Below are 11,046 nucleotides of genomic sequence, written 5' to 3' on the forward strand. Positions count from 1 at the left end.
GATGGCGCCTTTTTTTTGCGCGGCGGTTGTTACTGAGGCTCCTTTACCCCTCTCCTTTTACCTTTTGTAAACAAATGTTACGAAATCAATAAAGATCCGTTTTACGGGGCCGACGTACTAGTAGCTCAATTGGTTAATAAATAGCTTGTGCTGGTTAAAAAGCAACCGCATAATCCCGCCCTTTATTAGCTCAGATAAACTATTTATTCTTATTTGGAAGTACTTATATGCGTCAACGCCCCTGGATAAAGCAGGCAAATACTGTCTTTGTTTATGTACTGCTGGTTCAGGTAGCCATCACTTTATTCATCGGAACTTTCACCGGTGAGTTCATGGCTCCCCTGCTTATTTCGGTTCTGATTGTGGCGTTGCCGTTGAGCTTGATTGCAAAGCTTCCTCAACATGCGATTACCCGTCACGCAGTTGCAGCTGCTATTCAGTTAATCACGGCGTTGCACATTGACCAGACCATGGGGTTGGTTGAAATACACTTCGAAATTTTTGCGGTTATGGCGTTTCTGGTTTACTACCGTGACTGGAAAGTGCTGGTAACCTCAGTGGCTGTGGTGGCGGTGCATCACGTTTTATTCTTTATTTTGCAAAGCAACGGCGCTGGCGTTTACATTTTTGCTGAAGATTACGTAACCCTTGGCATTTTGGCTATTCATGCCAGCTTTGCCGTAGCGGAAGGCGCAGTGCTGGCATTGATTTCATACCAGAGCAATAAAGAGGCGCAGGTATCATCCATTCTGCAAGACAGTATTGCCGATATTATGCGGGATCCGAAGCGCCTGAACCTGACCGTGAAACTACCTAAGGCAAGTAAGCATCAGGAACTAAAACAATTTCAGGAATTTGTGGCGGCTATTCAGGCTACCTTGGAAGAAGCCGGGTCCCTTAGTGACCAGGTCAGCAGTATTACTGGAACCATGCGTGACTATTCAATGCGACTGGCGCAAAGCAACGAACAGGGTGCTCAGCGCATTCAGGGTATTTCGGCTGCCATTACTGAAATAAACCAAAGTAACGAGGCTGTGTCGGAGCAAGCCAATGGTGCCCGTACTCAGGCCGGCAATGCGGTTGAGCAATGTACCGCCGCGGATTCGTCTATGCAGAGCTCGGTAATGACCATTGAGCAGTTGCGCAAAGACATAATTACCACTCAGTCAACATTGGCTACGCTCAATGAAAAATGTGCGCACATTACTCAGGTAATAGGTGCTATTAATGCCATTGCTAAACAAACCAATCTATTGGCTTTAAACGCTGCTATTGAGGCGGCTCGCGCGGGTGAACAAGGGCGTGGCTTTGCGGTAGTTGCTGATGAAGTTCGCGCGCTGGCCACCAATTCTGGTGAAAACGCCGAAGAAATCAGTACCATCAGCGACTCAATTCTGGCCGAGGTAACGTCGGCGGTGGCGGCTATGGAAAGTTGTGTGGCACAAATTGACCGGGTGGCACAGGAGTCCCGCACGGTAGCAGACTCTATGAGTCAGGTTAAACACCACGTAGAGCAAGTTGGCGACGACATTTTTGCGGTAGCCACAGCCACTGATGAACAATCGGAAGCGTCGGAAGAAATTAATGTGTCAGCCAGTAGCTTATACGAGTTGTCGCAGCAGCAACTTGAGTTAAGTTTAAATACCGACAGCCACATTAGTGAGTTGAGTTCGGCGGTAGCCAAGCTACATCAGCACATACAGCGGTTTCAGGTACGCTAAATGCGTCTGGCACTAGTGTTGGGAGTGTGGCTGGTGGCCTGTGTGGGCAGCTTATACTGGTTTTTGGGCGGTCAATTAAGCTGGTTTGACCCCGCCGGAGCACTGGAGCACCAAGCCAGTCAGCCGAATTTTGAACAACAGCTGGAGCAAGCGCTGCGCAAACGCGTGCCGCTAGTGTCTGGTAGCGGTACTGTGGTGCACATTAAGTCAGCCGATTGCCACTGTAACTGGCGTGCCCAGAGCCATATCACGGACCTTACCGGACAAGCCGAGCAACAAGGCCTTCAAGTTAGCTACTTAAGTTTAGAAGCGAGTGATGAACTGCAGCGGTGGTTACCGGCAACGCCAGCGGTTATTTTGCTGAACGCTCAGGGGGAGCTTGCTTATATCGGGCCCTATTCAGCGGGTGCGTTTTGTTCTTCAGCGTCTAGTTTTGTTGAAACCCTGCTGCCAGCACTTGCGGAAGCTTCTGCCCCCGGCGGCTGGGTAAACACCCAGAGTCGCGGCTGCTATTGCCCTACCTCAGCCTGAAGCTCTACTAAGCCTATTGCCGATTACTGCTTCTGCAATGACCTCTCATGCTTTATCATCACTGCTATTCCGGTGATTAGGATTTAGTAACTAGCTCTCATTATGGAAATATATATAGACGCTGATGCGTGCCCAGTAACGGTGCGAGAAATTTTGTTTCGTGCGGCTGAACGCAAGCAATTACCCTTGTGGTTGGTGGCCAATCAACGCATTAAAATACCGCCATCGCGCTTTATTAAAATGATTCAGGTTGGCGCTGGCTTTGATGTGGCGGACCATGAGATTGTGCGCCGTTGCAATGCTGGCGATTTGGTCATTACCAGCGATATTCCGCTGGCTGCTGAAGTGATTGAAAAGCATGGGCAGGCACTGAGTCCGCGTGGCGAACTATTTACTTCCGAAAATATTCGGCAACGACTGAATATTCGAGATTTTATGGACACCATGCGTAGTAGCGGGGTGCAGTCGGGCGGGCCGCCACCGCTGAGCAATACTGATCGTAAGAACTTTGCCGATCACCTGGATCGGATTTTAGCCAGAGCTTGATAAGCACTTCAGTAGGCTATTAATTTTCGCAATCTTTACTTTAAATTTGCTGCAATATAATTCCTGTCTATACTGAAAATGCGCGATGGAAATAATGTCGCTTTAAAACACGGGAGTATTGCTATGAATGCCAGACACCTGTTGTATCCAATGTTGTTCACCTTCGTATTGGCGGCCTGTTCACCAGCACAAGACGCGAAAACAGATCCTGAGCCCCTCGACGAAAAACCACAACCAACCGAGGTTAGTAGTGCTGACGAAGCTGTTACTGAGGTTAGTTCCAATTGCAGTCTAACTATGGGCTTTCAAGCCTGGGAACCCTACCAGTATGTTTCGGTAGGTGATGAAGTTAGCGGCCTTGATGTTGAAATTGCTGAGGCCGTAGTCGAGCAAATGGGCTGTGATTTAAAAGCGGAACAAGGTACCTGGCGGGAATTACTCAGTAAACTTCGCCGCGGCGAAGTTGATTTTGTGCTGGGAGCATCGAAAACCGAAGCTCGTCATGAGTATGCCCATTTTTCCGAACCTTATCGGCAGGAACAGTTTGTGCTTTTCGTTCGCCAAAACGACACCGATAGTTTTGCTGCCGACAACGTGACCGAGTTTGTTCAGGCAGGCAATAAGCTTGGCGTGGTTAATGAATACTACTATGGCGAGGACTTACGCGAGGTGCTGCGTGAAGGCGAAAGCAATGGCCTGGTGGTAGGTGCTATTATTAGCGAGCTAAATATTGCACGACTACTAGACGGTGAAATTGACGCCTTTTTAGAAGATACCCTGGTGGCTGCGTCCATACTCCGGCGTAAAGGGCTGGAAAACGATATCGAGCGCCACGATATTGAGCTACCTGCCAGTGATGTGTACGTTATGTTTAGTCAGAAATCGGTGCCTGAAGGCTATGTAGCGGCTTTTAACGATGCGTTAGCCGTAGTGCAGAGCAATGGCACTTATGAAGCTATTCGGACACGCTATGGTGCAGAAGTATCGGATATAGAAACTGAGGAATCTGTTACAAATTAAGCAAAAACGGATCACCATTAACCAGACTAACTGTAGGGTTGTTGATCTAGAATAAGATCAGGTGCAGAGCTGATTGTAACCCAACATAAATGACATAAAATCGGCCACTTATTCAACTGAGGAAAAATCATGAATAAGTGGCGCGATAAACACACCACGCGCAACGAAGTGCGTTTCGGTGCTAATAAGCATCTCATCACAACCACCGACCGACGTGGTGTTATCACTTTTGCCAAACCATTTAGCGAGTCACTTTTTAGCTCAACAGGCGGCTATCACTAAGTTTAAAAATCTGGTCACGGCAGCGCTTGACGCGAACGATTGGCCGGTAACCATGTCGGTAGGTTTGTTAACCTGCACAGAGCTTGAGGTTGGATTTGACGCCGAAAAAATTTTGTACCATGCTGATCAGGCTATGTACACCAGCAAACGCTCAGGTAAAAGCCGAGAGTATCATCGTATTAATCCTTTCAAAAGTTCAACCTGATTTATCCAAATCGTGAGAAAACTAATACACTTTCGGAGTTACTTTCTTAACTGAGTAAAGAAATATTTTTTCAGTGCGACAAAGCTTGTCGCACTAGCCAATTAATCTAGACGAGTCGCACGAAATAGCATGAACCACATGGAGTAGTTTAATGCAGACGGCTTTGCGCTATCTAATGATGCTGCAGCATATTCCGCGGCAACCACAGAAAATTGATCCTGCGTCATTACGGGAAAAATTGTACCGGCAGGGGTTCGACGTTTCGGTTCGAACCATTCAACGTGATTTGAATGAACTGTCGGATGTATTCCCGTTAGTTACTGACGAGCGCTCGAAACCTTATGGCTGGAGTTTTTTGGCGGACAGCCCGATTAGTCTACCTTCGCTGGATATGCCGACCGCATTAGCGGTATTGCTTATGGAGCAACAGCTGAAGTTGTTGTTGCCGAACGCAGTACTTCGAAAGCTGCAGGGTAACTTTAGTGCTGCCCGTAAACTACTGGAAGACACCGCGTCGGGCTACGAGAGCTGGCAGCAACGGGTACATGTAGTTCCGCGCGGCGTTGCAGTAAAACCGGCAGAGTTTCAGCCGCTGGTGCTAGATGCTATTTACCAGGCGATGGAACAAGGTATGCAATTGCAGCTCAGCTATAACAGCCGGCGTAACGGTGAAGAGCGTAAGTGTTCAGCTAGCCCGGTGGGTATTGTGCATCGTGGCGCGGTTACCTACCTGATTTGCCAGTTTGATGGCAAAGACGATATTCGGCAGTTGGCATTGCAACGTATTATTTCTATCAAAGTTAGCAAAGCACGGGCTAAGCTACCCGCTAATTTCGATATTCGGGACTATTTGCATGGCGCGAGAGTTGCTAACGGTCTTACCAACAAGAACGCCCGGGTAGTATTAAAGTTTAGTAGCAACGTGGGCCACCACTTGTATGAAACCCCGTTGAACGACACCCAGCAAATACAGAATAACGGCGACAATCTGATAGTAAGCGCTGACTTGAAGCTCACCGACGAACTATTGTGGTGGTTGCTAAGCTTTGGTGCTCAGGTGGAAGTGATTGAGCCAAAAGAATTGCGTGACGAACTAGGTTCTCAAGCCAGTGCTATGATTAAGTTCTATCAATACGGCTAACCCGCCAACGCATAGATTTTGCGGTCAACTTTGGGTATCTTAACCCTCTTCGTTCACAGCTACTGGAAGTAACCCATAATGATCGACCCCATGGTGTCGGAAGCCGTGTTCTGGGGGCTGGTATTATTGTCTGCAGGCACATCCTTTTTAACCGCCACTTTAGGTGCTGGTGGCGGCGTGGTTATGATTGCCGCTATGGCTATATTGCTACCGCCGGCTGCGCTGATACCTGTACATGGCATGGTGCAACTGGGCTCTAACTTAGGCCGCGCGAGCATGAGCTGGCGCCATATTCACTGGCCCACCATGATGGTGTTTGCGCCCTTTAGTATTCTCGGCGCTATTGTGGCCAGCCTGATTTTACTGCAACTTCCGGTTACCGTGGTTCAGCTAACTATCGCATTGTTTATTCTGTATTTATGCTGGGGGCCTAAGCTGCCTGCGGTTGCTTTAAAGCGGCGCGGCCTGGCGGTGGCGGCTTCGGTAACTGGGTTTCTGGCGTTATTTATTGGAGCTTCCGGACCGCTGGTTGGTGCCTTTATTAAAAGCCGTTTTATTGATCGCTATCAGGTTGTAGCCACTTTCGCCGCTACTATGTCGGTGCAGCATATCCCCAAAGCTTTTGTGTTTGGTTTTGCGGGGTTCGTGTTTGCCGACTGGTGGTTGCTGATTGCGCTTATGATAGCAGCGGGTCTAGTGGGTACCTGGTTGGGCCTGCATACCCTTGGTAAAATCAGCGACAAACGTTTTGACCTGCTGTTTAAGTTAGTGCTCAGTATTCTGGCGGTGCGCTTGCTGTACCAAGCACTACTGCAATAACCTTAGTTGTCTTTCTTGATGCGTTGACCAAAGCGCTGCTTGGCATAGCGGCGCAAACTCGAAACATTATCGGTTTCGTCCATAATAGGCTGGCCTAAAATAGTTTCAATAACGTCTTCCAGCGTCACTAAGCCTAACCAACTGCCATGCTCGTCAAACACCAGACACATGTGCTGACGTTGTTCCAGCATGCGCATCATTAAGGAATCTGCATCCACTGTGTCCATTACGGTTTCAACGTCACGGGCGAGCTCACCAATAGATTTTACCGGGTCGGCCTCAAGCATATCGGATTTGAAGATAATGCCGTGTGGCGCTTCGTCCTTATCAATCACCGGGTAGCGTGAAAAGGGTTGATGCCGCAGCTGCTCAACAAATTCAGCCACTGTGGTTTCAGGTTTAACGACCTGACAAACCATTCGCGGAGTCATGATATCCCGTACTTTGCGCTCGTGTAGATCCAGAATGTTGGAAATAACCCGGCGCTCACTTGCATCCATAACTTCCTGTTCATGGCCTAAGCTCGCCATGGCTTTAATTTCTGCGCGTACATCAATGTCGTCTTCTTTGCCGCCAATATTTTTGGTAATCATGTCTGATAACACAATAAATGGTTTGAGTATCCAGATCATAAAGTTCAGGGTGGCTGGCAGTATAGGGGCCAGAGTACGCCAGAATTTAGCACCTATAGTTTTCGGAATGATTTCCGATAGCACCAGAATCAGCACCGTCATTACCGCTGAGGCTATGCCCAGATACCCATCACCATAAACCACAGCTACCTGGGCACCAACGCCGGCAGCACCCGCGGTATGGGCCACAGTATTCAGAGTTAAAATAGCGGCCAGAGGTTGGTCGATTTTTGCTTTCAGGTTTTGCATTTTGGTGTGCAGCGCGGGGCGGTCTTTTTTCAGTCCGGCCACATAGCTTGGTGTTATCGACAGCAATGCGGCTTCTAATATCGAGCAGATAAAAGAAACACCAACAGCAACTAACGCAAATACAATAAGCAACAACATATAGTTCGCTAAGCCTCTGGATTAAATAATCTCGCGCGGAACCCGAGGGCTAACCCGGGTAAGCAATTCGTAGGAAATGGTATCGCATTTCTGTGCAACTTCGTGAACCGACAGGTTCTGCCCCCAAAGCTCAGCTTCGTCGCCAATAGCAACTTCAGCCATATCAGTTATGTCCACAGTAATCATATCCATAGACACGCGGCCCACCAGTGGTACTTCGCGCCCATGCAACCATACCGGTGTGCCATCACTGGCATGGCGCGGGTAACCGTCGCCATAACCAATCGCCAAAGTAGCAATACGGGAAGGGCGGCGAGCTTGCCAGCGGCAGCCATAGCCCACATAAGCACCGGCTGGAATGTCCCGTACGGCAATTACTGGTGCGGTCAGGGTCATGACCGGGGTAATGGCAAAGGGTGCTGGTAAATCCGGGTTCGGGGTTACGCCATACAGTAGCAAACCCGAGCGCAGCCATTCCCGGCGCGCGGCTGGCCAGTGTGCCAGGCCAGCAGAGTTTGCCACACTACAGGGAATGTCCGGGTAGTTTTCAAGTACTCGGTCAAACTGCGCGAGTTGCACGCTGGTGTAATCCGAGGCGGTATTGTCGGCGTCAGCAAAGTGAGTCATGGCAATAACCTGACTTACATTTTTACTGGCGGTTAGTTGCTCTAAAGCCTTTTGAAAGTCGGTACTATTTAATCCTAACCGATGCATACCTGTGTCTAACTTCAACCAAACAACTAGAGACTTGGCCAGGGTAGCTGCCAATAACTCTTGTACTTGCTCAGTATTGTGAATAACCGGAATAAAGTGGTGCTGGCAGCACAGGTCAAGTTCGGCTTCGCTAAAGCAGCCATCTAACAGAACTATGGGTAGTTCAATGCCAGCCTGGCGTAAATCCAGTGCTTCATCGATAAAGGCTACACCCAGCTGTTCGGCACAGCCTTGCAAGGCGCGCGCTACCGTGAGAGCGCCGTGGCCATAGGCATCGGCTTTTACCGTAGCTAACACCTTACTGGCAGGCGCAAAGGCATGCATATTGCGACAGTTTTGCTGTAACGCCTTGGTATCAATAATGGCTTTCGTGCGTCGAAATGGTACGCCCATGTGCGCAGAGTTCTCCGGCTGACTGGTTTGGCTGGTAATGCTTTGACAAGCTTATGGAACAAGGTTCACATAATGCCGCAAAGCGTTACCAAAGCCAAACTATCAGGGCGTTAACAGTAGTTAATTAACGCAGAATCAGTAAGGGGGTTTTACTGGCCTGCAGCATGTTACTGGTGGTGCTACCTACTAAAAACTGCCGAATGCGCGAGTGGCCGTAAGCACCCATCACCATAATGTCGATGTTGTGCTCACTTTGGTACTCATGCAGGGTTGGCTCAACCTCACCGGCTTTCAGCGCAATATGAGCTTCGTGGCCGTTGTCGGTGAGTTGCTTTTCAGCCCACTTAAGCTTTTCCCAGTTGTCACTGGTGTCGGCATCTACCATCACCACATGCACTGGCATGCCTTTGAACAGCGGGCTTTTGGCAATCATTTCCACACCTTTACGGGTGGTTGCACTACCGTCGAACGCCAGCATGGCACTGGCTGGTGCGGTGTAGTCCGATGGCGTTAATAAAATCGGACGATGCATGGTGCGGATGACAGTTTCAAGCTGGCTGCCAATGTGCTGTGAATTCTCACTGGTGTCTTCACCGTGCAAGCCCAAAACCACCAGACGGATATCTTCTTCCATATCATGCAAGGTGTCAGCGAGTTCGCCATGACGCTGGCGTAGTTGCACGTTTTTTATGCCGTCCTGACGCGCCCGGGTTTCGGCCGCTTCCAGCATCAGGTTGCCTTGTTTTAAAGCTAGTTTGGCACGCTGAGCATCCAGCTCCGCAAGCTCTTCCAGGAGTTGCTCGCGCGTGCCTAAGCCAATGTTACCGGTGGCGTTGGTTTCGGTTGGGAAGCGATTGTTGTCCAGTACATGAACTAATACCAGCGGCACGTCTAACTGAAAAGCTGCCCAGGAAGAGTAATCACACACAGCGTTGGTTGCTGCTGATCCATCAATACATCCAATTACGTTGGTCATTGTTGTTGTCTCCTCAGGAGCAGCCTAGTGGCCGCCCATTATGCTGTCTGCAGCATCAGGTTTATCGTGCACACCAAAGCGGTCCACAATAGTGGCGCTGGCTTCGTTTAAGCCGCGTACTTCAACGTCGGCACCTTCGCGGCGGAATTTAATCACCACCTTATCTAGTGCCGCTACCGCGGTAATGTCCCAAAAATGAGCGCGGGTTAAATCAATAATGACGTTATCCACGGCTTCTTTAAAGTCAAAAGCTTCCACAAACTTGTCGGCGGAACTAAAGAATACCTGGCCGGTAACCTGATAAGTGCGCTGATGACCGCCATCGTCAATGCTCGAGCTGATATGCATGAAGTGGCCAATTTTATTAGCAAAGAACATAGCGGCCAGTAACACACCCACGCCAACACCAAGCGCCAGGTTATGCGTAGCTACTACCACTACTACCGTGGTCACCATCACTATGTTGGTAGATAATGGATGGCTTTTCATTTTGCGAATGGAGTCCCAGCTAAAGGTACCAATAGCAACCATGATCATAACCGCAACCAATGCCGCCATTGGAATTTGCTTGAGCCACTCATCTAATACCAGAATCATAATCAGCAAGAATACACCCGCGGCTAGTGACGACAAGCGCGTACGACCACCGGATTTTACATTAATAATAGACTGGCCAATCATGGCGCAACCGGCCATACCACCTAGCAAGCCAGAACCAATGTTGGCAATACCCTGGCCTTTACATTCTTTGTTCTTGTCACTGTTGGTGTCGGTTAAGTCATCAACAATAGTGGCGGTCATCATAGACTCTAATAAACCCACCACAGCAAGTGCGGCTGAATATGGGAAAATGATAGCTAAGGTTTCAAAGGTTAGCGGTACGTCAGGCCATAAAAATATTGGCAGGGTATCGGGCAATTGGCCCATGTCGCCTACGGTGCGAACATCAACCCCTACTGCGATAGCGAAAACGGTTAAGCCCACTATGCATACCAGCGGTGAAGGCAGCGCCTTACCTATGTATGGCACGTAAGGGAACAAGTAAATAATACCCAAACCAGCTGCAGTCATGGCATACACATGCCAGGTAACATTGGTTAATTCAGGCAACTGCGCCATAAAAATAAGAATAGCCAGCGCGTTCACAAAGCCGGTAACCACCGAGCGCGAGACAAAGCGCATGAGTGAACCTAGCTTCAGGTAACCCGCCACAATTTGGAGCAGGCCGGTTAACAAAGTTGCCGCCAACAGGTATTCCAGCCCGTGTTCTTTTACCAAAGTTACCATCAGCAGCGCCATGGCACCGGTAGCCGCACTAATCATGCCCGGGCGGCCACCCACAAAGGAGATAACTACGGCAATACAGAATGACGCATACAGACCCACTTTCGGGTCTACGCCGGCAATAATAGAGAAAGCGATAGCTTCGGGAATAAGCGCCAGCGCAACCACGATACCGGCCAGCAGATCACCACGGAGGTTCGAAAACCAGTTTTGTTGAATGGTTTTAAGCATGAATTTGATTCACTTATAAACAGATTTTAAATAGAAAAACGGATAGAAAACGGGTACAGCAATAAGCTAAGTTTCAAAAAAACTCAGTAGCACAAGACAACAAAACGCTAGGGCGGCGTTAGTAACATGGGTATGTCAGTCTCAAGTTGCGAATAGAAATATAG

11 protein-coding genes are annotated in these 11,046 nt (G+C 49.0%); 7 read left to right on the forward strand and 4 right to left on the reverse strand.

Annotated elements, in window-relative coordinates; genetic code table 11:
• Positions 1 to 227 precede the first annotated feature (227 nt).
• The 7 genes from CCE91_RS09805 to CCE91_RS09835 all read left to right on the forward strand — a co-directional run bounded on the left by CCE91_RS09805 (position 228) and on the right by CCE91_RS09835 (position 6,265).
• Positions 228 to 1,721, forward strand: a complete 1,494-nt coding sequence (locus CCE91_RS09805; protein ID WP_086435105.1) for a methyl-accepting chemotaxis protein — start codon at positions 228 to 230, stop codon at positions 1,719 to 1,721.
• On the forward strand, positions 1,722 to 2,252 hold the full coding sequence (locus CCE91_RS09810; protein ID WP_086435106.1) for a DUF6436 domain-containing protein: 531 nt from the start codon (positions 1,722 to 1,724) through the stop codon (positions 2,250 to 2,252).
• Positions 2,253 to 2,354: 102 nt separating this feature from the next.
• Positions 2,355 to 2,798, forward strand: a complete 444-nt coding sequence (locus CCE91_RS09815; protein WP_086435107.1) for a YaiI/YqxD family protein — start codon at positions 2,355 to 2,357, stop codon at positions 2,796 to 2,798.
• Positions 2,799 to 2,921: 123 nt separating this feature from the next.
• Positions 2,922 to 3,818 carry a substrate-binding periplasmic protein gene (locus tag CCE91_RS09820; RefSeq protein ID WP_198678018.1) on the forward strand — a complete coding sequence of 299 codons (897 nt, stop codon included), beginning with the start codon at positions 2,922 to 2,924 and terminating at the stop codon, positions 3,816 to 3,818.
• 229 nt (positions 3,819 to 4,047) lie between these two features.
• Positions 4,048 to 4,305: a hypothetical protein gene (locus CCE91_RS09825; protein ID WP_157984162.1), complete on the forward strand. Its 258-nt coding sequence runs from the start codon at positions 4,048 to 4,050 to the stop codon at positions 4,303 to 4,305.
• A 151-nt stretch (positions 4,306 to 4,456) separates the two neighbouring features.
• Positions 4,457 to 5,446 carry a helix-turn-helix transcriptional regulator gene (locus CCE91_RS09830; protein WP_086435109.1) on the forward strand — a complete coding sequence of 330 codons (990 nt, stop codon included), beginning with the start codon at positions 4,457 to 4,459 and terminating at the stop codon, positions 5,444 to 5,446.
• 78 nt (positions 5,447 to 5,524) lie between these two features.
• Positions 5,525 to 6,265 (forward strand): sulfite exporter TauE/SafE family protein, encoded by a 741-nt coding sequence (locus CCE91_RS09835; protein WP_234996315.1) that lies wholly within the window; start codon positions 5,525 to 5,527, stop codon positions 6,263 to 6,265.
• 2 nt (positions 6,266 to 6,267) lie between these two features.
• On the opposite strand, the gene CCE91_RS09840 is transcribed toward CCE91_RS09835, so the two are convergent.
• The 4 genes from CCE91_RS09840 to CCE91_RS09855 form a co-directional block, all read right to left on the reverse strand.
• Entirely contained in the window at positions 6,268 to 7,284 is a 1,017-nt protein-coding gene (locus CCE91_RS09840) for a CNNM domain-containing protein (protein ID WP_086435110.1), read from the reverse strand.
• Positions 7,285 to 7,305: 21 nt separating this feature from the next.
• A complete protein-coding gene (gene alr / locus CCE91_RS09845) occupies positions 7,306 to 8,391 on the reverse strand; it encodes an alanine racemase (RefSeq protein ID WP_086435111.1) in 1,086 nt (361 codons plus the stop codon).
• Between the two features lie 124 nt (positions 8,392 to 8,515).
• The gene (locus tag CCE91_RS09850) at positions 8,516 to 9,367 is read right to left on the reverse strand and encodes a universal stress protein (RefSeq protein ID WP_086435112.1); all 852 of its coding nucleotides are present in this window, start codon (positions 9,365 to 9,367) and stop codon (positions 8,516 to 8,518) included.
• A 24-nt stretch (positions 9,368 to 9,391) separates the two neighbouring features.
• Positions 9,392 to 10,882, reverse strand: a complete 1,491-nt coding sequence (locus CCE91_RS09855; protein ID WP_086435113.1) for a SulP family inorganic anion transporter — start codon at positions 10,880 to 10,882, stop codon at positions 9,392 to 9,394.
• Positions 10,883 to 11,046: the final 164 nt, after the last annotated feature.

Source organism: Pseudidiomarina planktonica (assembly GCF_900177775.1).
Taxonomy (GTDB): domain Bacteria; phylum Pseudomonadota; class Gammaproteobacteria; order Enterobacterales; family Alteromonadaceae; genus Pseudidiomarina; species Pseudidiomarina planktonica.

What these genes read in the sequence shown, in the direction of transcription:
- CCE91_RS09815 (WP_086435107.1), top strand. Translation starts at nt 2,355, where the DNA reads ATGGAAATATATATAGACGCTGATGCGTGCCCAGTAACGGTGCGAGAA.
- CCE91_RS09810 (WP_086435106.1), top strand. Translation starts at nt 1,722, where the DNA reads ATGCGTCTGGCACTAGTGTTGGGAGTGTGGCTGGTGGCCTGTGTGGGC.
- CCE91_RS09835 (WP_234996315.1), top strand. Translation starts at nt 5,525, where the DNA reads ATGATCGACCCCATGGTGTCGGAAGCCGTGTTCTGGGGGCTGGTATTA.
- CCE91_RS09830 (WP_086435109.1), top strand. Translation starts at nt 4,457, where the DNA reads ATGCAGACGGCTTTGCGCTATCTAATGATGCTGCAGCATATTCCGCGG.
- CCE91_RS09805 (WP_086435105.1), top strand. Translation starts at nt 228, where the DNA reads ATGCGTCAACGCCCCTGGATAAAGCAGGCAAATACTGTCTTTGTTTAT.
- CCE91_RS09820 (WP_198678018.1), top strand. Translation starts at nt 2,922, where the DNA reads ATGAATGCCAGACACCTGTTGTATCCAATGTTGTTCACCTTCGTATTG.
- CCE91_RS09855 (WP_086435113.1), bottom strand. Translation starts at nt 10,882, where the DNA reads ATGCTTAAAACCATTCAACAAAACTGGTTTTCGAACCTCCGTGGTGAT.
- CCE91_RS09850 (WP_086435112.1), bottom strand. Translation starts at nt 9,367, where the DNA reads ATGACCAACGTAATTGGATGTATTGATGGATCAGCAGCAACCAACGCT.
- CCE91_RS09840 (WP_086435110.1), bottom strand. Translation starts at nt 7,284, where the DNA reads ATGTTGTTGCTTATTGTATTTGCGTTAGTTGCTGTTGGTGTTTCTTTT.
- alr (WP_086435111.1), bottom strand. Translation starts at nt 8,391, where the DNA reads ATGGGCGTACCATTTCGACGCACGAAAGCCATTATTGATACCAAGGCG.